This is a genomic window from Prosthecobacter sp. (genome assembly GCF_044226605.1).
Taxonomy (GTDB): domain Bacteria; phylum Verrucomicrobiota; class Verrucomicrobiia; order Verrucomicrobiales; family Verrucomicrobiaceae; genus Prosthecobacter.
In genome coordinates this window covers 1-21,867 of record NZ_JBGAGS010000014.1, presented here as the reverse complement: position 1 = coordinate 21,867, position 21,867 = coordinate 1, and the positions used below count along the sequence as shown (strand labels likewise).

The 21,867-nt window shown below is 60.6% G+C and carries 18 protein-coding genes and 1 pseudogene; 12 read left to right on the top strand and 7 right to left on the bottom strand.

The window, feature by feature from the left end; translation table 11 throughout:
• Window positions 1-17: 17 nt before the first annotated feature.
• A complete protein-coding gene (locus ACILSO_RS19580; protein ID WP_395739139.1) occupies window positions 18-905 on the bottom strand; it encodes a LysR family transcriptional regulator in 888 nt (295 codons plus the stop codon).
• Between the two features lie 83 nt (window positions 906-988).
• Between ACILSO_RS19580 and ACILSO_RS19575 the strand changes: the two genes are divergently transcribed.
• Window positions 989-1,741 (top strand): hypothetical protein, encoded by a 753-nt coding sequence (locus tag ACILSO_RS19575; protein ID WP_395739138.1) that lies wholly within the window; start codon window positions 989-991, stop codon window positions 1,739-1,741.
• Between the two features lie 21 nt (window positions 1,742-1,762).
• On the opposite strand, the gene ACILSO_RS19570 is transcribed toward ACILSO_RS19575, so the two are convergent.
• Window positions 1,763-3,778, bottom strand: a complete 2,016-nt coding sequence (locus ACILSO_RS19570; RefSeq protein WP_395739137.1) for an SEL1-like repeat protein — start codon at window positions 3,776-3,778, stop codon at window positions 1,763-1,765.
• A 260-nt stretch (window positions 3,779-4,038) separates the two neighbouring features.
• Here ACILSO_RS19570 and ACILSO_RS19565 point away from each other — a divergent pair, with 260 nt between their 5' ends.
• From ACILSO_RS19565 to ACILSO_RS19530, 8 genes are all read left to right on the top strand, one after another.
• The gene (locus ACILSO_RS19565) at window positions 4,039-4,854 is read left to right on the top strand and encodes a sugar phosphate isomerase/epimerase family protein (protein ID WP_395739136.1); all 816 of its coding nucleotides are present in this window, start codon (window positions 4,039-4,041) and stop codon (window positions 4,852-4,854) included.
• Window positions 4,851-5,483 (top strand): hypothetical protein, encoded by a 633-nt coding sequence (locus ACILSO_RS19560; RefSeq protein ID WP_395739135.1) that lies wholly within the window; start codon window positions 4,851-4,853, stop codon window positions 5,481-5,483. Before ACILSO_RS19565 ends, ACILSO_RS19560 begins: the two co-directional genes overlap by 4 nt.
• Window positions 5,484-5,516: 33 nt before the next feature.
• Complete coding sequence (locus ACILSO_RS19555) at window positions 5,517-6,668, top strand: Gfo/Idh/MocA family protein (protein ID WP_395739134.1); 1,152 nt, start codon at window positions 5,517-5,519, stop codon at window positions 6,666-6,668.
• Between the two features lie 83 nt (window positions 6,669-6,751).
• Window positions 6,752-7,528: an MlaE family ABC transporter permease gene (locus ACILSO_RS19550; RefSeq protein ID WP_395739133.1), complete on the top strand. Its 777-nt coding sequence runs from the start codon at window positions 6,752-6,754 to the stop codon at window positions 7,526-7,528.
• Between the two features lie 2 nt (window positions 7,529-7,530).
• Window positions 7,531-8,337: an ABC transporter ATP-binding protein gene (locus ACILSO_RS19545; RefSeq protein WP_395739132.1), complete on the top strand. Its 807-nt coding sequence runs from the start codon at window positions 7,531-7,533 to the stop codon at window positions 8,335-8,337.
• Entirely contained in the window at window positions 8,334-8,813 is a 480-nt protein-coding gene (gene mlaD, locus ACILSO_RS19540) for an outer membrane lipid asymmetry maintenance protein MlaD (RefSeq protein ID WP_395739131.1), read from the top strand. The genes ACILSO_RS19545 and mlaD overlap by 4 nt, the downstream gene beginning before the upstream one ends.
• Window positions 8,810-9,388, top strand: coding sequence for an ABC transporter substrate-binding protein (locus tag ACILSO_RS19535; RefSeq protein WP_395739130.1), 579 nt, complete (start codon window positions 8,810-8,812; stop codon window positions 9,386-9,388). Before mlaD ends, ACILSO_RS19535 begins: the two co-directional genes overlap by 4 nt.
• On the top strand, window positions 9,385-10,215 hold the full coding sequence (locus ACILSO_RS19530) for a VacJ family lipoprotein (protein ID WP_395739129.1): 831 nt from the start codon (window positions 9,385-9,387) through the stop codon (window positions 10,213-10,215). The genes ACILSO_RS19535 and ACILSO_RS19530 overlap by 4 nt, the downstream gene beginning before the upstream one ends.
• A 416-nt stretch (window positions 10,216-10,631) precedes the next feature.
• Here ACILSO_RS19530 and ACILSO_RS19525 read toward each other — a convergent pair whose 3' ends face one another.
• Window positions 10,632-12,986 carry a secretin N-terminal domain-containing protein gene (locus ACILSO_RS19525; protein ID WP_395739128.1) on the bottom strand — a complete coding sequence of 785 codons (2,355 nt, stop codon included), beginning with the start codon at window positions 12,984-12,986 and terminating at the stop codon, window positions 10,632-10,634.
• A 137-nt stretch (window positions 12,987-13,123) separates the two neighbouring features.
• Between ACILSO_RS19525 and ACILSO_RS19520 the strand changes: the two genes are divergently transcribed.
• From ACILSO_RS19520 to ligA, 3 genes are read left to right on the top strand one after another with little or no spacing between them, the layout of a single operon-like run.
• Window positions 13,124-13,894: an ABC transporter ATP-binding protein gene (locus ACILSO_RS19520; protein ID WP_395739127.1), complete on the top strand. Its 771-nt coding sequence runs from the start codon at window positions 13,124-13,126 to the stop codon at window positions 13,892-13,894.
• Window positions 13,891-15,522 (top strand): hypothetical protein, encoded by a 1,632-nt coding sequence (locus ACILSO_RS19515; RefSeq protein WP_395739126.1) that lies wholly within the window; start codon window positions 13,891-13,893, stop codon window positions 15,520-15,522. The genes ACILSO_RS19520 and ACILSO_RS19515 overlap by 4 nt, the downstream gene beginning before the upstream one ends.
• Window positions 15,523-15,571: 49 nt before the next feature.
• On the top strand, window positions 15,572-17,557 hold the full coding sequence (ligA, locus tag ACILSO_RS19510; RefSeq protein WP_395739125.1) for an NAD-dependent DNA ligase LigA: 1,986 nt from the start codon (window positions 15,572-15,574) through the stop codon (window positions 17,555-17,557).
• A 160-nt stretch (window positions 17,558-17,717) separates the two neighbouring features.
• Here the strand turns inward: ligA and ACILSO_RS19505 are convergent, their stop codons facing one another.
• The 4 genes and pseudogenes from ACILSO_RS19505 to ACILSO_RS19490 all read right to left on the bottom strand — a co-directional run.
• Complete coding sequence (locus ACILSO_RS19505; protein ID WP_395739124.1) at window positions 17,718-20,378, bottom strand: MGH1-like glycoside hydrolase domain-containing protein; 2,661 nt, start codon at window positions 20,376-20,378, stop codon at window positions 17,718-17,720.
• A gap of 5 nt (window positions 20,379-20,383) precedes the next feature.
• Window positions 20,384-20,881, bottom strand: coding sequence for a ribonuclease HI (gene rnhA, locus ACILSO_RS19500; protein WP_395739123.1), 498 nt, complete (start codon window positions 20,879-20,881; stop codon window positions 20,384-20,386).
• Window positions 20,878-21,192: a DUF3817 domain-containing protein gene (locus ACILSO_RS19495; RefSeq protein WP_395739122.1), complete on the bottom strand. Its 315-nt coding sequence runs from the start codon at window positions 21,190-21,192 to the stop codon at window positions 20,878-20,880. Before ACILSO_RS19495 ends, rnhA begins: the two co-directional genes overlap by 4 nt.
• A 225-nt stretch (window positions 21,193-21,417) precedes the next feature.
• Window positions 21,418-21,867 (bottom strand): annotated as a pseudogene (locus tag ACILSO_RS19490) (3-hydroxy-5-phosphonooxypentane-2,4-dione thiolase LsrF); the annotation flags it as partial.

Sequence of the window (21,867 nt, the reverse complement as noted above, 5' to 3'; positions counted from 1 at the left end):
GCGCCTGCGGAGGGGAGCTATTGAATGCTCCCCTTTGCGAGCAAGTCGGTCACGAGTTTTAGAAGGGCACCCGCCGCCGGCGAGAGCATGCTGTTTTTCTGCCACACGGCCGCTATCTGACGCTGCATTTTGGGTTCACGGATGGCCACAGTGCGAATGGTGTCCGGAAGATTTCTTGCCGCAAGCTGGGGCACGATGGCCAGTCCAAGACCAGCCGCAACGAGCGAGCGCACGGTGCCCAGTTCACCACTTTCACAGACGAGCTGGGGTTCGAATCCGGCTTTACGGCAGGATTCCGAGGCCATGTCGCGCGCACGGCCTTTGTAGAAAATGAAGGATTCAGCAGACAACTGCTCCAGCGACACCGCCTTCTGTCTGGCCAGAGGATGGGATTGAGAAACCAGCAGCACGAAAGGCTCGGTCAGAATGGTCTGAGCCTTGAACATTGACTTGCTGGCCGGGAGCTGGAGGAAGCCAATGTCCGCCAGCCCGGACTCAACACAGTCGGCCACTCGCTCGGAACTGTCTTCGATCAGCTGAAGTTTTACCTTCTCATGCTGGCGGCTGAATTGATGGACGACCTCCAGCAGAAGGCAGGCGCTGACGCTGGGAATGGTGGCGATGACGAGCTTGCCCCCACGGAGCTGTGCGACCTCTGAAACGACCGCCTTGGCTGCCTCTGCCTGCATGAGGAGCCCTTCCGCTCGAGGGAGGAGTGCTTTGCCGGCGGCGGTGAGCTGAGTCTCTTTGCGGCCCCGAATGAAGAGCTGGGTGCCGAGTTCGGTCTCGAGGTTTTTCATCTGCTGGCTCAGCGCAGGCTGTGCCATGTGCAGACGATCCGCTGCCCGGGTGAAGCTGCGCTGGCGTGCGACTTCCAGGAAATAGCCGAGTTGGTAGAATTCCATGATGCACTGGCTAGATTGAAGCAAGCTGCGGCGTTTCCAAGCGGGAAACGTCTGGTGCGTGGTGGGACAACCTCCGAACTCTCATGAGAACTTCGCTTTTTGCTTTGCTGCTTCCTTTGTTGCTTGGCAGCTGCCAGGGACCAAGATTGAAGGTCGTCATCAACAACCTGCAGCCTGGAATGCTGAAAGGCAAAACGGTGGGACTTGATGGTCTGGTGATCACCTCCTCGAACTGGCCGGGGAAGGGGATCGACGCGCCAGTTTTATCGCAGGCGGAAAAAGTGCTGCAGAGCGACTTGAAGGAGGCCCGGGTTTCGATCCTGCCCGAAGCGATCAGTGAGGAATCCGGAGCGGCGGAGTATCAACGCATGGTGGCTGGAAAGCCCTATGAAGCACGCCCCAGGGACACGGATTACATCTTCAAGATCATGTTGAGAGCCAATTCGGTTTCCAACGCGGTGAATCTGGGAAGGGACCTCGATTTCTTGCGTCTTAGAAACGTGAGCGGAGCATCCGGAACCTACAACGCCCTTGGCTGGAACAACCCCAACCCTCGCAGCGGTGTGAGTCCCTTCCGCGGCGGGCCTTTCACCCGAAGGGAGCTTACGACGCGCACGGTCAGAGCCGACTATGTGCTGACCGACGCCCACACCCATAAGATCCTCTGGAGGGCCCAAGGAACCGCCTCCGCTCAGCGCGTAAACCTCAATAACACGGCCACGAATTACCAAACACCTGCCGAACTGGCGGAGAGGATCGCTCTCGAACCCCTCTGGATTTCGATGAACACCGCCGCTGCCCGGAGTCTTAAAAAATCGGGTGCTTCAAGTCATTAAGGGGAAGGGGATGGCGGTTTTCTACCGCGCCCCCGTCGGTGGCTTCTCCTGCTCGAATTTGCCTTCAAGCGGCCGTGGTTCGCGGGGCAGCTTGTCTGTGCGAAGTCTCTCCACCCGAATCTGCACGGCCGTGACCTGGGAAGGGGTGAGCTCAGGTTTGAGTTTGTCGGCCTGGGGAGTGGCATCGGGATCGCCTCCGGCAGCGGAAAGAAGGAACCATTGGAGGGCCTCGACCGGATCTTTCTTCACGCCTTCGCCCTGCATGTAGCTCTGGCCCAGCCGGTACTGCGCCTTGGCATGCCCCTGTTCGGCCGCTTTGCGCAGCCACTCGATGGATGTGGTGAGGTCCTTTTTCACGCCGGCGCCGTCGTGGTAGCACACGCCCAGGTGGAACTGGCCTTCCGCGTACTTTTGGGCCGCCGCCTTTTCATACCACTTCAAGCCGGAGGCCGGGTCTTTCGCCACGCCAAGTCCCACCTGGTAAAAATTGCCCAGTTCATCCTGTGCCTGGGCATTGCCCTGCATGGCGGCTTTGCGAGTCCACTGCACCGCCTCCGCTTCGTTCTTCTGCACGCCGTCTCCGGAGAAGCAAACACGGCCCATTTCCAGCTGAGCCAGCACCAGGTTTTGTTCGGCTGCTTTGCGGTACCAGTATGCCGCTTCCGCGGCATCGAGGGCGGTGCCTTCGCCTCTGCTGCAGGCTGCGCCAAGCCGGAACTGTGCCATGGCATCGCCGTGCCCGGAGGCGATGCGCAGCCACTTGACGCCTTCCTTTGCATCATACGGCACGCCGATCCCTTCCAGGTAGCGCTGGCCGAGATCGCTCTGTGCACCGACATCTCCCAGTCGGGCCGCAGCGATATGCCAGCTCATGAATTCCTCCAGAGTGTCCGTTCCTGCGGGACTGTGCTCGATGTACCGGGCGTACCACTTCAAACCTTCCCCCGGACTTCTGCGCACGCCTTCGCCTTGGAAATAAGCCACTCCCAGTGCGTATTCGGCCTTGGCGTCTCCCTGCTCTGCGGCTTTGTGGTACCACTTCACGGCTTCCACCTGGTCCATCGGCAGGCCTCTGCCTTTCATGTAGGCAGACGCCACTTCGCTCTGGGCCAGAGACACGCCATGCTGGGCTGCTTTGAGAAACCACTGGACCCCTTCTTCCTCGTCCCGCTTGACGCCGGCGCCCCGGAAGTAGGCAAAGGCCAGTTCGACTTCAGCGAAGACGTCGCCACGAGCAGCAGCGCGGCGGCTCCATCTGGCGGCCTCCACCGGATTATTTTCAACGCTTTTGCTCAATCCCACGGCCTTGTGGTGCCACAGGAGCGCCGCGTCCGCGCTTTGAGCGACGCCCTGGCCTTTGATGTAAGCCCGCGCCACGGCTTCCTGCGCGTCTGAATCTCCCTTCTCGGCCGCTCTTCGGTACCACTGCACTGCCTCCGCTGCATTCTGCGCCACACCGTTGCCGCGCAGGCAGGCGTGCCCCATCTCCACCTGAGCTTTGACATGACCCAGCTCCGCGGCCAGGAGGTACCACTTCGCCGCCTCCGTTGCATCCTTGGGCATGCCGGTACCCTGGGCGCTGCATCTGCCCAGGCTGTAAAGAGCATCGACATTGCTCTGGTCCGCAGCCATGCGGAACCACTTCACCGCCTCAGCGGAGTCCGGAGACACCCCCGTGCCCTGAAGAAACGCGCGGCCCAGGGCATACTGCGCTTTGGCCAGGCCTCGGTCAGCGGCCTGGCGCAGCCACCGGACGCCCTCCGTGGCATCCTTCTTCACGCCTTTTCCCAGCAGGTAGCTCTGGCCCATGGCAAACTCCGCCTCCGCACTGCCGCCTTCCGCCAGTGCCTGCACGCTGGCCACGGGCATTTTCTCATGGACCACCACCGCCGCTGCGCGTGGCGGAGCCTGCAGCGCGAGGAGCGTGATCAGGCAAGCCACCGTGGACAAGTTTCCGGCGGGACCTGCCAGATGTTTGGATATCTGGCCGGCAGGAATGACAAATCCGAAGATCCGCAAGGATGTGGTGATATTCATATATGACCCCCGCCGCCAATCCAAGCATCAAAACGGCGGGTGTCATCCGGGTTTTTTCTTGAGATAAGACGGGGGATCATGCGTTCCGCCCTGCGGAAAAACATGGGGGCGGAGGGCCTTCCGCTTTCCATACCAGTCGCTGCCATAAAGTGGTTCTGCACTCGGGCCCGCGCTCTCCACCCCGCTGCCATCAGCATTTCCAATGGTGGCGATTGAAAAGAACTCTTTTCCAATGCTCCAATGCGGCACAGGTTCCTCCCATGCGCCGACTTTGCGTCCACACCATCACCACCAAGCCCCTGAGCATCGAAGAATGCCTCATGCAGTTCCCGAAGCGGGGCGTGACTGGCATCACGATCTGGAGGCAGGCGCTGGACGGGCGTGATCTGGGCGGCGTGGCGCGGCAGACTCGCGATGCAGGCCTTGAAGTCGTCAGTTTGTGCCGTGGCGGCTTTTTTCCGGCCAGTGCGCCGACGGGGCGCCAGGCGGCGATCGATGACAACTTGAAAGCCATCGAGCAGGCGCATGCGATTGGTGCGCCTCTCATTGTGCTGGTGTGCGGCGCTGTGCCAGGGCAGCCGCTGATGGAATCGAGAAAGCAGATTGCGGACGGGATCGCCGCCGTGCTGCCTGCGGCGGAGCAGGCGGGGGTGAGGCTGGCCATCGAGCCGCTGCACCCCATGTATGCGGACGACCGCAGCGCGGTGAACACGATGCGGCAGGCGCACGAGATTTGCGATGCGCTCGGTTCGCCCAAATCGGTCGGCATTGCCGTGGACGTGTACCATGTGTGGTGGGATCCGGAGCTGAAGTCGCAGATTGATCACGCCGGGCAGACCGGCCGCCTGCACGCCTTCCACATCTGCGACTGGAAGACCCCCACCACGGACCTGCTCAACGATCGCGGCCTCATGGGGGAAGGCTGCATCAACATCAAGGAAATCAGCGACTGGGTGGATGCGACAGGATTTACCGGGCATCGCGAAGTCGAAATCTTTTCAAACAAGTGGTGGAGCGGGGACCAAGGGGAGTTTTTGGACAAGATTGCCGCCAGCTACGCACAACTTTACGCATGAAAGCCCGCACCCTCCTGCTGCTTCTTGTCAGCTGTCTTTCCGCGGCAGGCGCTGAGGCTGTTCTGCTGCGGCGCGACCAGTGGCAGCTGGAAGATCCGGCCGCATGGGAGTGGCAGGGGAATGGCGCGGAGACGATGCTGGTGCTCAAAAAGCACGCGCAGTACAAGCCGAAGGTCCGCAGGCCGTTTGGCATGGCCTGGTATGGCGGCGGAGAGTGGGACTCGTTCACGCTGACCTGTGAGGCGCGGCTCGATTCATTCAACAAAGGCAACAACGACGTTTGCATCGCCTTTGGCGGCAGGGGCGAGTCGGAGTTCTACTATGCCCACCTGGGAGAGAAGGCGGACGGGGTGCATCTGCAACTGCACGTGGTGAACCATGCCGACCGCAAGGCCATCACGACGACTCGTGCCGAGACTTTGCCGTGGCAGCCCGACCACTGGCACTCCATCAAGCTGGAGCGCGATGCCACATCCGGCAGCATGAAGGTGTGGTTTGACGGGAAGCTGGTGCTGGAGGCCAGCGACAAAACCTTTGGCAAAGGCCGCATCGGACTCGGATCCTTCGATGATCTGGGTGCGTTTCGGAAGGTGCTCGTCACGCCGGGCGCAGCCGCAGTGCAGCCTTGACCGGGCACTCTTTTTTCATCCTCATTTCCAACCATGAACACACGTAGAATCGGCATCATCATGAACGGCGTCACCGGGCGCATGGGTACGAACCAGCACCTGATCCGCTCGATCAAGGCCATCCGGGACCAAGGCGGGCTAAAAGTGAGCGATGACCTCGTCATCATGCCCGACCCCATTCTTACCGGGCGCAATCACGACAAGCTGAAGGCCCTGGCCGAGCGTACGGGAGTGACTCGTTACACCACGGACATTGATGCCGCGCTGGCCAACAAAGAGGATGAGATCTTCTTTGATGCCTCGGGCACGCTGCAGCGCGCGGGTTTTGTGGAGAAGGCCGTGAAGGCCGGCAAGGCCATCTACTGTGAAAAACCCACCGCTGTGGAAACGAGCGAGGCGCTGCGCCTGGCCAAGCTCTGCGAAGACGCGGGCGTGAAAAACGGCGTGGTGCAGGACAAACTGTGGCTGAGCGGCATCCGCAAATTCCGCACCCTGAGGGACCAGGGTTACTTTGGCCGCATTCTCAGTGTGCGGGGTGAATTTGGCTACTGGGTCTTCACCGGAGAAGACGGCGACCAGCCGGTGCAGCGGCCTTCATGGAACTACCGCAAGGAGGACGGAGGGGGCATCATTGTGGACATGCTGTGCCACTGGCGCTACGTGGTGGACAATCTTTTTGGCAAGGTGAAGGCCGTGAGCTGCCTCGGGGCCACACATATTCCAAAGCGCATCGACGAACGTGGCAAGCCCTACGACTGCACCAGCGATGACGCCTGCTACGCCACGTTTGAGTGTGAAGGCGGAGTGATCTGCCAGTTCAACAGCTCCTGGACGGTGCGAGTGCGACGCGATGACCTGCTGACCATGCAGGTGGATGGCACCCACGGCAGCGCCATCGTAGGCCTGCGGAAGTGCTGGGTGCAGAGCATTGGCACCACGCCACGTCCCACGTGGAATCCTGACATCGACCAGCCGATCAATTTCTTTGCCGGGTGGCAGGAAGTGCCGGACACCACGACCTACGACAATGCCTTCAAGATCCAGTGGGAGGAGTTTCTCAAGCACGTCGTGCTGCACACACCTTTCCCATGGACTCTTCGGGAGGGGGCCAAGGGAGTGCAACTCGCCGAACTGGGCCTGCAGAGCTGGGAACAGCGCAAATGGCTGCCAGTCGGGGATCTGTGATCCGGCGCCCGCAAGAATAATTGCGGGGGGACGCGCTGTGTGATTGCGCAACTTCGGTGCGTGGGTGAAGGTACCTGCACCGCATGCTGCGCACCGTAGGACGTTTCACACTTTCCATCGTTCATGATCTAGGGGACTTTGCTCTTTTCACCGGGCAGTCTTTTCGCTCGGCCGTCGGAGCGCGGCGGCTGGGAAGGCGCATCATGAGGGCGGGATTTGAGCAGGGTGTGCGCTGTCTCCCGGTGATTTTGATCGTGGGCATGTTCACCGGGCTGGTTCTGGGCCTGCAAGGGTACTATGTTCTGAACCGGTTTGGGTCCGAAAGCCTGCTGGGCACCCTGGTTTCTTTGAGCCTGGTGCGGGAGCTGGGGCCTGCTCTGGCGGCGCTGATGCTGGTGGGGCAGGCGGGTTCCGCCCTGGCGGCGGAACTGGGCATCCAGCGGAATTCGGAGCAGATCGCCGCGCTGGAGACCATGGGAGTGAGCAGTCACGCCTACCTGGTGACGCCACGGCTGCTGGCGGCACTGGTGGTGTATCCCATGCAGACGGCGCTGTTTGTCACGGTGGGCTTGCTGGGGGGCAGCCTCTCAGGTTCGGTGCTTCTAGGGCTGGAGCCCGGGGTTTACTGGTCGTCCGTGGAGCATGCGATCAAAGCGCAGGATGTGCATGAGTGTTTTACCAAGGCAGTCACCTTCGGCCTGCTCACCGTCGCGTTGTGTTCCTACCACGGCTTCAATGCGCACCGCTGCAAATCGGCCACCGGAGCGCGAGCCGTCAGCGCCTCCACGACGCGGGCCGTGGTGCAGTCCAGCATCATCGTGCTGGCGGCCGACTACGTCATCACCTCCTTCCTTGTCTGATCATGGGCGCCGACTCCACCCCGCTTCTGCGCATCGAAGGCCTGAGCAAGCGCTTCGGCGGAAACGTCGTGCTTGATGGTGCGAACCTCGAGGTGCCGCGTGGCAGCCTCGTCACGGTGCTGGGGCGCAGCGGTGCGGGAAAATCCGTGCTGCTGAAATGCCTGGCGGATGTCGAAAGCCCGGATGAAGGTTCCATCTCGTTTGATGGCAGGCCGCTGAAACCGGGGAAGGGCGGGACGCGTGCCGACTTCCGCCGCCGCTGCAGTTTTTTGTTTCAGAGCAATGCGCTTTTCGATTCCCTCACGGCGCTGGAAAACGTGGCGCTGCCACTTGAGCAGACAACGGATTTAAAAGACAAGGAAATCTGTGAACGCAGTCTGGAGGCGCTGCGTCAGCTTGAGCTGGAGGCGCATCAGGACCGCTACCCAAGCCAGCTTTCCGGGGGGATGCAGAAGCGTCTGGCCCTGGCGCGCGCGATCGTGACCCGGCCGGAACTGGTGCTGTTTGACGAGCCTACCGCCGGGCTGGATCCGCTCCGGCGCAATGCCGTCTTTGCCATGATTGCCAAGTACCAGCGGCAGTTCGGATTTACCGCTCTGGTGGTGACGCACGACCTGACCGAGGCGCTGATCGCGAGCGACCGGGTGGCGCTGCTTGACAAAGGGCGGATGTGCTTTGAAGGCACACCGGACGAATTTTCTGCTTCCACTGCCGCCGTGGTGTGTGATTTTCGCGACAGTGCAGCGGCACTTGGCCGTACACTTGCTGCCCTGCGCCGTGGTGAGGCGCTCCAATCTGAAGAATCATGAAACAATCCAAGCTGGAACTCTACGTCGGCCTGTTCGTATTGATGGGGATCGCCGCCATCGTGTATTTGACGGTGAAGCTTGGCGCTGGCGCAATCGTGGGCGGCGACACCTATGTCATGGAGGCACGTTTCACCAATGCGGGCGGTCTCAATGCCGGCAGCACCGTGCTGGTGGCTGGCGTGCCCGTGGGCCGTGTGGAAAGCATCCGTGTGGACGACACCGACTACAGCGCGATGGTGACCCTGCGGGTGCAATCGGGCCTGAAACTGCCGACAGACACGATGGCTTCCATCAAAACAACCGGGCTGATCGGTGATAAATATGTGGCGCTTGCTCCAGGTGCAGACGAAACGTACCTTAGTGCAGGTTCGCGTATTACGATGACTGAGTCCTCCGTGGATCTGGAGTCGTTGATAGGTAAGATGGCCTTTGGCAGTGTTGAAAAAGGTAAAGAAGCCCCCCCTCCCGCCCCATGACCCTTCGTTTTTTGATCCCTCTCGTCCTGCTGGCCGCACCGCTGGCCGCGTCCGCGCAGCTGGCCGAGGCACAGTCGCGCCTCCAAACGGCGGTCACCGAGGTGCTGGGAGTGGCAGATCGCACGGGCAACCGCGCCGCCCTGCCCAACAGCCTGCGCCCGGTGCTGCATAAGTACGTGAGCTTTGAGACGATGACGCGTCGTGCGGTGGGCCCTGGCTGGAAGCAGTTCACCCCGGCCCAGCAGCAGGAGGCCACCCAGCTTTTCTCGACGCTGATCATCCGCAGCTACAGCAGCAAGTTCACGCCTGGAGAGCACCCGGCCATCACGTACAAGGCGGCGGTGGCCACCGCGGCGGACCGGATCGATGTGCCGACGAGCATGGTTTACAAAGGCAGCCATTACACCGTGATCTACCGCATGGAGCAGGTGCAGGGATGGCGCATCACCGATGTGGTAATCGAAGGCGTCAGCCTGGTCGCCAACTACCGCACGCAGCTGGATGCCCAATTTAAAAAAGGTGGCGCGGCCGCCGTCATCAGCTCTCTTACACAATCCGTCTCACGTCCCCAATGAAATACCACGCACTCACACTCCGCCTGCTGCTCCTGGCAGCTTCTCCGCTGCTGACTGACTGCAGCACCACGGGGAAAACGAACGCCGCCCAGCCTTCGGCTGAAGCCGCGTCCACTGCCAAAGCCGCCAAGGGCAAGGCGCTGGACAAGGTGGGGCCTGAGAAAATCGAGGACGAAAAAGATGAATATGCCACGGCGGATCTTGCCGACCCTTTGATTCCGCTCAACCGCGGCACCTTCTGGCTCAATGACCAGCTCTACACTTTCGTCCTGCGTCCGATCTCGAAAGGCTATGAGTTCATCCTGCCACGGCCGGTGCGCAAGGGGATCGACAATGCCTTTGAGAACGTAAAATACCCAGTCCGCGTGGTGAACTGCACACTGCAAGGCAAGCTGAAGCGCGCAGGGCAGGAGACAGGCAAGTTCGTCGTGAACACGGTGGGCGGCGTCGGCGGCATTTTCCGGCCGGCTGAGCGCATCCCCGCGCTTGCCAATGTGCCGGAGGAAGACACGGCGCAAACCCTGGCCAAATGGGGATTCCCGAATGGTCCTTACCTTGTGCTGCCGCTGCTTGGCCCGAGCACCTTCCGAGACACCGTGGGACTGGCCGGGGATTACGCTCTCAATCCTGTCAACTGGCCCTATCTCTACTGGTACGGAGCCAGGTCCAAGCATGACTGGGTTGTCGTTCCCCCCTTTTCCAACACGCTGCGTTCACTGCCGACTCAGCTGGACAAGTACGACACGATCACCAAAGACGCCGTGGATCCCTACCTCTCCGCTCGCAGTGCCTATGCCCAGAACCGGGCAGAGGCTGAGAAGAAGTGAGGTGGCGGTGATTTAAGCAAGCGACAGATTCAGCGCAGCAAAACGCGATCATAGGAAGGGGGATCTTTTGGATCCCCCTTCTTTCTGCAATCATCCGCCTCTCCGAGTTGATGCAAGCTGCGAAGGTGACGAGCGAGAAAAGACCCTTCCCTGATTGCTGGACGCGCGGTCGGCGCAGGTCGATCATGTTTGGCGCGCTGAGCATTCAGCAGCTCCAGCGCCCCTCGCCAAACCGCCCGACCACGAGGGCATACGCAAGGTTCCAGCGCCTGCCGTACGCTCAAGGCTGCCATAATGCTCGCAGGCTTAAGGCGCTCGCCTCACGCTGCCTGCTGACATTGCGAATGCTTACACTCTCTCCAGACCCGTTTTCAACGGCGCATGGTATTACCACTCGTTCTCAACTGTCCGCGGTATTATTCGCGCACTGGAAGCGCCCGGGGAATGTTTTCCAGGCCGGGGGCGCCGAACTGCATGGACTCGTCGTAGATCTTGCTGCGGCCGCTCTCGATGTTGTTGGGAGTGTCCAGAGGATCTTCCGAACGCACGATGTGGGGCTGGATGAAAATGAGCAGCTCGTCGCGGGTGGTTTGATTCTGTGTTGTGCCAAAAAGCTGGCCCAGAATGGGGATGCGGTTGAGGCCGATGACGCCGTTTTTGCCTTTGGTGACACGTTCGGTGATGAGACCGCCCAGCACCACGGTGGCGCCGTTTTTCACCGCCACTTCCGTCACCAGCTTCTGGGTGCCGATGGTGGGCACGGTGTTGTTGCCGATGGTCTGCGAGCCGACGATGTTGTCATTGATCTGGGCGATGTGCAGGGTGACTTCGTTGTCAGAATTGATCAGCGGGATCACCTCCAGCTTGAGGAGGACATCGCGATAGGTCACGCTGGTCTGCGTGCTGGCGATGCCGGCGGAGAAACCGCCATTGGAGAGAATGTTGGCCGGCACGGCGATGCTCTGGCCGGAGGAGATCACCGATTTGGCGGCGTTCTTGGCGTAGATGCTTGGCGTGGCGAGCACCTTGAAGTTGCTGTTGGTGTCGATGACCTTGATGTAGTTGCTCAGAGAGCCGAGCTGGCCGTAGAGATTGAGCTGGCCGAACTTGGCAGGGAACTGCACGATGCCGGAAGCGGACGTGGTCGTGGTGCCTCCGGAGACGGTGGTCGTTGAAGCATTGCCGTTGCGGCTGACGCTGAAATCCGTGAGCAGCTTGAGGAAATCGAAGCCGTAGTTGAAGTTTTTGCCGAGGCTGAGCTGGCCGATGATCGCGGAAATGTAGATCTGCTGCGGGCGCACATCCATTTCCTTCAAGAGCATGTCTATCCGGGTGATGTGCTCAGGAGATCCCGAAACGACCAGGCTGTTGGACTGAGGGTCGGCGATGAGCAGGGTTTTTCCCACCACCATGGATTCTGGCGCGCCAACATCTTCGGGATTGTCCAGCAGGCTGCGGTCTGCGTTGCCACCGCTGTAGTTGGAGCCGGAGTTGAAGCCGCCGAAATTGGAATTGGTATTGAAGGCTGTGCTGCTGCCCATGTTGCCGCTGTTGCCTGAGTCACGGTTTGCGTCTGAAGACGAAGAATTGGATGACCGGGATCTGCGACGTCCGCCGCCGCCACCACCACCACCACCGCTGGCAATTCCGCCTTCTCCAGACTGGATGTCTGTGTCTTTCGCCAGCGCATTGTAAGCCACTGGCAGGAAATCCTGAACGTCCAGATACCTCAGGCGGCGTTTGAGAAAGCTGGTGCCGTCGTCCTGCTTGTCGAGTTTCTGCACCAGGCCTTTGATGTAGGTGATGTCCACAGGGCGTCCGATGACCAGCAGTTCATTCGTGCGGCGGTAGGCGAAGACTTTGACGCGGGCCGCCGCGGGGTTGGAGCCGGAGGTGCTGGCGAAATTTGCGGGGGCTGCGGCTGGCATAGCAGGCACGCCGGGGCGGGTGACCGCGTTTGGCATTGCGGCAGGTGCAGGAGAGGCGGCGGTGCTTTTGACCTTCTCCTGCTGCTCGAAGATCTCGTTCACGATCTCGGCCACGAGCTCCACATCGGAGCGCTCCAGCTTGATCATCTCATTGGAAGTTTCGGCAGGGGGCACGTCGATGATCTGGGCGATCTCACAGATGCTGCGGATGGTGGCGCTGTTTTCCGTGATGATGAGGGCCGTGTCGTTTGAGACTCCGGACATGGCCCCATAGGTGTTCAATTTGATGACCTGCTGGAAGGCCTTGGACGCTTCGTCTGCAGAGATGAACTGCAGAGGTAGAACGTAGTGGCAGATCTCCTCATTCTGCGGCAGGTCACGCACGGAATTGTACACTTTCAAACCAGCGGCCGTGGTGCTTTTGCCACCGGTCTGGTTGATCAGCTTTGCGGTGGTCGCATCAATGTGAATGATGACATAATTGTTCAGCAGCAGCGTGGCTTCGATGAAGGCGATGGCGTCCCTCTTGGTGAGAAGCTGTGGGCAGCTGAGGTGAAGGGGATCACCTCCGAGTGAGGAGTCGAGGATGAGCTTCTTGCCAGTGAGCTGGGTGTAAACAGGGATGATGGCCTGGATAGGGGCCGTCGGGAAATTGAGTTTTACGGTCGCACCTTCCCCTACGGGCACGTAAGTCCCAGGGCTCGGCTGCGCAGCAGGCGGTGGCAAATTCGGGGCCAAGGCAGGTGCCTGGGCCTTGGAGGCTTGCTTTATGCCGAGAATCAAGAACACCAGTAGCACGGCAAAACGCAGACGCGTTGGAAGGTGGGAAGGGTGCTTTGACATATTATTGAAATTATGATCAGTATATTGAATTTAGTCTTAGCGGCAAGGGTTTTAGTTAATATCTATTAAAATTCACGGCTTTTGGCCCCTCGGATTGCTGGCTTGCAAGCCTTCCCACCCCATGGAAGGTCGGGGGCATGATCTCCATTCAGGGTCTCACCAAGCGTTTCGGTGCTCAACTTGCCGTCGATCAGCTGACCTGGGAGGTGCCGCCGGGCAAAATCGTCGGGCTGCTCGGGCCTAACGGGGCAGGGAAGACCACCACCCTCAAAATGATCACCGGCATGCTGCAACCGGATGCGGGCACCGCCTTGATCTGCGGGGTCAACATTGCCACTCATCCCATCGAAGCCAAGCGACTGCTCGGGTTCGTGCCTGACTCCGGTGCGGTCTATGAATCACTCACCGGCCTCGAATTTCTGCTGATGATCGGGGCGCTGTACGGACTGCCGGAAGAGGAGGCACGACCGCGCATCCGGCAGTTCCTGGACTTTTTCGAACTGGATGAGCAAACCCTCACGACCAAGCTGCTGGGGGCCTACTCCAAAGGCATGCGGAGAAAAGTCGTGATCACCGCCGCCTTGCTGCACAACCCCAAAGTGGTGCTGCTGGACGAACCGCTGGACGGGCTGGATGCCAACGCCGCCGTGGGATTCAAAGCCCTGCTGGAAACCCTGGCCCGTGAAGGAAAAACGATCGTTTACAGCTCGCATGTGCTGGATGTCGTGGAGCGTGTGTGCAATCGCGTGGCCATCATGGCCCAGGGTCGGCTGCTGGTGGAGGGCTCGCCGCAAGAACTGCAGCATCAACACGGAGCCGACACCTTGGAGCAGCTCTTTACCCGGCTGACAGGGCTCAGCGGCCTGGAAGCGCGGGCGGAGACATTTGCCAAAAGCATGCTGTCATGAGTGCCGCCGCTCCGCCGCCCGCGAAGGTCCTGCGCAAACTGTTCTGGAAGCTGCTCTTCAAGGGGCGGGCGGCGCAGCAGGCAGGCATGAACCAGACGCGCCGGCAGATGGGACTGGGGGTCACCATGCTGGTTTACGCCTTGCTGGGCCTCGCACCGGCGTTTCTCTCCCAGTTTGCGAACAGCTTTGTGTTTGCGGTAAGTCTGCACAGCCTGACGATGATGTTTGCCTCTCTCACGCTGGCCTCCAGCGCAGGCACCATGCTCTTCATGAAGGAGGAGGCGGAGATCCTGCTGCACCGGCCCGTGACGCCGCAGCAGATGCTCCGCGCCAAGTGCTCTGTGCTGGCAGGTTTTGCCTTTCTGTTGGCGCTGGCGCTGAACCTGGCCGGCTTGTTTACAGGCACGTGGAGCAAGGGGGCCACCTGGCGCTTCATCCCGGCGCATTTGTTTTCGACGGCGCTGCTCATGCTGTTTTCCGCCGCCTGCATCGTCCTGGTTTACAATGCCTGTCTGCGATGGTTTGGCCGCGAGCGCCTCGACAATCTTCTCGCCACGCTGCAGTCACTCCTGACGATCGTCATGGTCATGGGCGGACAGATCATGCCGCGCATGCTGCAAATGGATGCGCTCAAAAACTTCGAGCATTTCAGCGCCTGGATGCTGGCGCTGCCGCCGGTGTGGTTTGGTGCGCTGGACGCCCTGCTGGGCGGCAGCACGCTGAGTCCCGCCAGCCTTGCCTTGCCTGCTGCTTTTGCGGTGATCGTCACCGCCGTCACCAGCTGGCTGGCGCTGGAAAAGCTGGGAGGCGCCTATGGCCAGGGACTCATGCATTTAAACGAGGCGGCGGGAGCCACCAAAGAGCGCAGGAAGCCGAGGGGCGTGTGGCTGGCGGCCTTCGTCAAACTACCGCTGCTGCGCTGGTGGCTGCGAGATCCGGTGGAGCGGGAGGCCTTCAAGCTGACCACCGCCTACCTTTTTCGTGACCGTGAGGTCAAGCTGCGTCTCTATCCGGGCATTGCGCCCATGATCATCATGCCGCTGGTGGTGCTGTTCTCCGCTGGCAAGGATCGCGCCGAGATGCCGGCGATGCCGATGATGGCGCAGGGGTTTGCCACGTGCTTTCTCGGCATGGTGGCCCTGCAGGCCATGATGTTTCTCGGCTGCTCCGAGCACTGGCGTGCCTCCGCCTTCTTCCACGTGGCGCCGCTGCGGCACTGGACGCCGCTGTATCATGGCGCGCGCAAGGCGGTGCTCTGCTGCCTGAGTTTTCCCGTGCTGATCCTGCAAACCGCGCTGGTCTGCGGGCTGCAGCGCTCCTGGGAACCTCTGATGCTCAGCCTGCCGGCGGTGGTGTTTCTGCCTGCCTTCTCGCTTTTGACCGGCCTCACAGGCCAGTGGCTGCCCTTTTCCAAACCCTCCGAAGACATCAAGAACACCAGCGCCGGCTGCCTGATGATGGCGGTGTCCATGATTGCCGCAGGCATTGTCGGCGGGCTTTCCAGCTGGATGTGGCACATCGGCCATTTCTGGAGCTTTCTGGCCGGAGAATCGGTGCTGATGATCGGTGCCGGCGTCCTGATGAAACATCTCATGCGAGATACTCCGTGGGTGGCGCAGCAGGAATGACGATTTTTCGTTTCCTTGCGCCGCTTTGCAGCTATGCAAGGCGCCAACCATGACCCACGCCGAAGCCGCCAGCCGTGCCGCCTCTCTCAGCGCCGAACTTCACCGCCACAACCGCCTCTATTATGTCGAGGCGAAGCCTGAAATCAGCGATCAGCAGTTTGATGTGCTGCTGAAGGAGCTGCAGGAGATCGAGGCGAAGTTCCCCGACCTGCTGACGGCGGATTCCCCAACGCAGCGTGTGGGCGGAGCGCCGTTGGAAGGCTTCACGCAGATCACGCACACGGTGCGCATGATGAGCCTGGACAACACCTACTCCGAGGAGGAGCTCAGCGCGTTCTTTGCCCGCGTGCAGAAGGGGCTGGGGCGCGAGAAAATCGACTGCGTCATCGAACCGAAGGTGGATGGCGTCGCGATCACGATCCGCTATGAAAACGGCATGCTGAAGTACGGCGCGACGCGTGGCGATGGACAAACCGGTGACGATGTGACGAACAACCTCAAGACCATCAAGCGCCTGCCCCTGCGCCTTCCCAAGGATGGACCGCAAAATTTTGAAGTGCGCGGTGAGGTTTTCATGACGAAGAGCGGCTTTGCCAAGCTCAATCAGGAACGAGAAGAGGCGGGAGAGGCGCTGTTTGCCAACCCGCGCAACTCCACTGCTGGCACCTTGAAGCTGCTGGATCCGAAGATCGTGGCCAAGCGTCCGCTGGACATCGTCTTCTATGGTCTGGCGGAGGCCAGTCATGTGGAGTCACAGACCGATGTGTACGCGCTGCTCGATGCCGCCGGACTGCGCAAGGCGGATCTCGTCTGGCATGCGGACAGCGCGGAAGGACTGCTGCAGGCGATCCGTGAACTGGATGAAAAACGCAGGACGCTCCCCTACGAAACCGACGGGGCGGTGATCAAGGTGAACAGCTTTGCCGATCAGCGGGAACTCGGTGTGACCAGCAAGGCGCCGCGCTGGGCCATCGCTTACAAATACCAGCCGGAGCAGGCGGAGACAAAGATCACCGCCATCGACATCCAGGTGGGACGCACTGGGGCTCTGACGCCTGTGGCGCGGCTGGAGCCGGTGCTGGTGAGCGGCAGTACCGTCAGCAATGCCACGCTGCATAATTATGAGGAGATCGAGCGCAAGGACATCCGCGTGGGGGACACCGTCATCATTGAAAAAGCCGGTGAAATCATTCCTGCCGTCGTTTCCGTGAAAAAGGAGCTGCGCAGCGGAAATGAAGCCGCTGTGATCGTGCCCACCCACTGCCCAGTCTGCGGGACGGCAGTGCACAAGGATGAAGAGCAGGTGGTCATCCGCTGCCCAAATCCGCACTGCCCGGAAGTGGTGAAACGCCGCATTGAGCATTTTGTAAGCCGCGCCGCTATGGACATCAGCGGCCTGGGAGAATCTGTCATCGCGCAATTGGTGGAGCTGAAGCTCGTCAAAGACGTGGCGGACCTCTACGATCTCAACGAGCTGAGCCTGGCAAGGCTGGAGCGTGTGGGCACCAAAAGCATCGACAACTATTTGAAGGCCATTGCCGCAAGCAGGCAGCAGGACCCCTGGCGTCTCGTCTTCGGCCTCGGCATTTTGCACGTCGGTGCTGGCGGCGCACGCAAGCTCATCGAGCATTTCAGTGGCATCGACGCCATCGCCAACGCCAGCGTGGAAGAGCTCGTCCAGTGTCCGGACATTGGGGAAATCGTGGCGGTCAGCATTCACGCCTGGTTTCGTGAAGAGCATAACCTTGCGTTGCTGGACCGGCTGCGCGCAGCGGGTCTCAACTTCACACAGAAAGCCGTCACGGCTGCTTCCGACAAGCTCAATGGCACCACCTGGGTCATCACCGGCACGTTGAGCGAAGACCGCGAATCCATCGCTGACACCATCCGTGCGAACGGCGGAAAAGTCAGCGGCAGCGTGAGCGGCAAGACGACCTATCTGCTCGCTGGCGAAGATGCCGGCAGCAAGCTGGACAAAGCGACAAAGCTGGGCGTGAAGATCGTGAACGAACCCGAGTTCCGAGCGATGATCTGAAGGTGCGATGGGCGCTCCTCCCCTTCGATGAGCGATCTCGCAGGCTCCTACTGGCCCCGTCGTCCTTCCTTGCGTGCACCGGCTGGAACGTAGGGATGGCTCGCTCACGACGGTGCTGGCCATGCACTGTTCGACGGTCAGGTGTGAGTAGGGTACTTTTCTAACGCTTCCTCACCATCCTTGCCACAAGGGCAGTCCATCCTGTTTGATGTGAGGCTCCACAACCACGGCCGCTTTCCGCATGGAAGTATTCATGAAAGAGCAGCAGGTCCTTCCAGGCGGGATGCGAGGCGTAGCGCTCATCGCCGTTGTGGCAGGGGCGGTGGCCGGTGGGGCCGGGTTCAAACAGGCGGGTCAGGCGCCGGGAGATCTCATTGGCGGCGCCTTGCAGAGTCATGAGCCGCCCGCTGCCGGTGGGCAGTTCCACGGTGAAGTCATTGCCATAGAAATGGTGGTAGCGCTCCAGCGCCTCGACAATGAGATAAGCGATGGGAAACCAGACGGGGCCGCGCCAGTTGGAGTTTCCGCCGAACATGAGGCTGTCGCTTTCTCCGGGCACGTAGCTGACGGTGAGGTCTCCACCGTTGAGCTGCAGCCTGAAGGGATGAGCTTCGTGGTATCGGGAAAGAGAGCGGATGCCGAACGGCGAGAGAAACTCGTTTTCATCCAGCAAGTAACGCAGCAGCCGGTGCAGGCGCTCGCGTGAAGGAATGGCAAGCAGGCGATGGCCGTGTGCGCCGCCGCTTTCGCAGTAGCTCACATGCTGGGCGAGGTCGGCCCGGTGGTGCAGAAACCAGTCCATGCGCTTTTTAAATCCGGGCAGCCGGGCGATGCGCCCTGCATCCAGCAATTCCACGGCGATAAGCGGGAGCAGGCCCACGAGGGAGCGTGTGCGCAGAGGCAGGGGCTGCTGGCCTTCAGCGTGCAGTTCATCGTAATAAAAGCCGTCGGTTTCGTCCCACAGGCCATCGTTACCGATGTTGTTGATGGCATCGACAATCTGTACGAAGTGCTCGAAGAACTTGGAGGCCATGTCTTCATAGGCGGTGTTCACCGTGCCATCCGGCCGCTGCGCGAGTTCCAGCGCCATGTTCAGCATGGTGAGTGCGTAGAAGGCCATCCATGCGGTGCCATCCGCCTGCTCCAGGCGCTGGCCGTCTGGCAGCGGCTGCGAGCGGTCGAAGATGCCGATGTTGTCCAGGCCGAGGAAGCCGCCGGAAAAGAGGTTGTGTCCTTCGCTGTCCTTGCGGTTCACCCACCAGGTGAAATTGAGCAGCAGTTTCTGAAAGCAGCGCTCCAAAAACTCCCGGTCCCGTGCTCCGGCAGGCGTGCTGATTTTATACACACGCCAGCAGGCCCACGCATGCACGGGCGGATTCACATCGCTGAACTTCCATTCGTAAGCCGGGAGCTGGCCGTTTGGGTGCATGTACCATTCACGCAGAAAGAGCAGCAGCTGTTCTTTGGCAAAGTCGGGGTCCAGCTCTGCAAAGGGCAGCATGTGAAAAGCGGCGTCCCACGCCGCAAACCATGGGTATTCCCACTTGTCTGGCATGGAGAGCACGTCCCGCGCATAGATGTGCTGCCAGTGATGATTGCGCCCGCCCTTGCGGCTCTCCGGCGGCGGCGGGTAGGCGGGGTCTCCCTGCAGCCACTCCGGCACCACATAATAATAAAACTGCTTGGACCACAGCAGCCCCGCAAAAGCCTGGCGCTGGATCTGCGCATGCACCGCATCCGGGGCATTGAGCGTGTGGTAAAACGCATCCGCTTCCTCAATTCGCTGAGTGAAGACCGCATCAAAGTCAGCGGTCGCGGTGAGTGAATGTTCCCGCAGCCGCAGTTTGAGCGTCGCGCTTCCGCCTGCGGGGATTCGCAGGCAATAAAGAGCGGCGGCCTTCGTGCCTGTTTGTGCCGGATTTACCGCATGGGTTTCTCCATCGATCACATAGCGATGGAACGCATCCTTGGTGAAAGGGGAGTCATTCGGCGTGCCATACAACAGATGATGATTCGTATCGTTTTCAGTAAAAAGCCATTGTGGCTGCGTGCCATCACTTGCGGTCAGGGCTTGCAGGCAATGCTGGCCGAGATCATCCACCATGGAAGACTTCAGTCCGCTGTGTGTGCCGAAGGCCATGCCTTCTCTGAGCGTGAGCTGCGGCCGCGGAGAACCTTCCTCCCACGACCAGGTGTTGCGATACCAGAGCGTGGGCAGCACATCCAGCGCCGCATCCTCAGGGCCGCGATTGTGCAGCGTGATGCGTATGCAGATCTCCTCCGGCGCGGCCTTGGCGTATTCCGCGAAGACATCGAAATAACGTTCTTCAGCAAAGGCGCTGGTGTCGGTAATTTCAAACTCGGGGTCGTTCAGCCCGCGACGTTGGTTCTCTTCTACCAGTTTCTGGTAGGGGAACTCCCATTGCGGGTATTTGTACAACGCCTTCATGTAGGAATGCGTCGGCGTGGAGTCGAGGTAGTAGTACAGCTCCTTCACATCTTCCGCATGATTTCCCTGCGGTCCGGTGAGTCCATAGAGCCGCTCTTTGAGAATGGGATCGCGGTGATTCCACAGCGACAGCGCAAAACACAGGCGGCACTGCCTGTCCGTGATTCCCAGCAGTCCGTCTTCTCCCCAGCGATACGCCCGCGAGCGCGCCTGCTCATGTGGAAAGGAATCCCAGGCGTCTCCCTGCGGCGAGTAGTCCTCGCGCACGGTGGACCACTGGCGTTCGGAGAGATAAGGGCCCCAGCGTTTCCAGTTCGCCTGGCGTTCGCGGTCAGCGCGCAGGCGTTGGTGTTCTGGGGTGGTGGAGGTCACAGCAGCTAAGCTTCGGTCTCTGCCTTGAATTCTTCAAGCAGCGCCTTTAACTGATGCGGTGTGTACGCCGCTTTGACGGCGGCGATCGCTTCGTTGGCCAGCTGGTCGCAGCGTTCGTTTTCCGTGTGCCCTGCATGGCCTTTCACCCAGTGCCACTGGATCTTGTGCTGCGAGGTGGCGGCATCCAGCGCACGCCAGAGGTCCGCGTTTTTCACCGGCTGCTTGGTGCTGGTGCGCCAGCCGTTGCGCTTCCATCCCGCAATCCACTGGCTGATGCCCTGCCGGACATACTGCGAGTCGGTGTGAAAATCGATCTGACAGGGCTCCTTGAGAATGCGCAGGGCCTCGATCGCAGCCTGCAGCTCCATGCGGTTGTTCGTGGTGGCGGGTACGCCGCCTTTGAGTTCGCGCACGTGTTTGCCGTAGGCCAGCACAGCGGCCCAGCCGCCGGGGCCGGGATTGCCATGACAGCCGCCGTCGGAATGAATGAGTACCTTCTTCACGCTGGCGCTTGGGAGGAGTCTTCCGCCGCCCACGCACGCATGCGGCGGTCGATGAAAAAGGGAACGAAGGGGAGCAGTGAGGCGACGAAGAGCAGCAAAGCCCGGCTGAAGGGCCACTTGGTGTGCATCAGCACGCGGTAAAGCGCGAAGCAGAAAGTCACGAACAAAAGGCCATGCGCCATGCCCACGATCTTAACCGCCATAGGCATCCCCCAGGCATACTTCAGCGGCATGGCGATGAAGAGCAGGATCAGGAACGAGATGGCCTCCAGCAGGGTGATGGTGCGCAGGAACGAGACAGGGTGTTTCATCGCAGGGGCTTTAGCACGGGGTGATTCGGGCGGGAAGGGAATTCGGATCGGATTTTGAAACCACTAATCGCACACTAATGGAACACTAATTCCGGAATCCAGAATGGGATTTTCCGGTTCATTATTAGCGTGGGATTAGTGGTTCCAAAAATTTGGCTTTTCGGGAAAAAAGAAGGGGGATCAAGATGATCCCCCTCCTGTGAATGCGTTCGGTGGCTCGAAGTCTTACTTCTTCTTCAGCTCCTTCTTCTTGAGATCGTTGTAGAGTTCGAAGGCCTTTTTGGCATTGAGGCCACCGTGCACCACGCCGTGGACGGCCTGCATCATGGAGACGGGGGCGTCGCTCTGGAAGATGTTGCGGCCCATGTCCACGCCGCTGGCGCCTTGCTTGATGGCGTTGGCGCACATCTTCAGGGCGTCGAGTTCGGGGAGCTTCTTGCCACCGGCGATGACGATCGGCACGGGGCAGCAGCTCGTCACGGTGTCGAACTCCTTCTCGGTGTAGTAGCACTTCACCACGTTGGCGCCGAGCTCTGCCATGATGCGGGTGGCGAGGCGGAAGTACTGCGGCGTGCGGGCCATCGCGCGACCCACGGCGGTCACGCCCATGACGGCGATGCCGTAGCGGCTGGCGGCGTCCACAAGGTCGGTGAGGTTCTTGAGGGACTGGCGCTC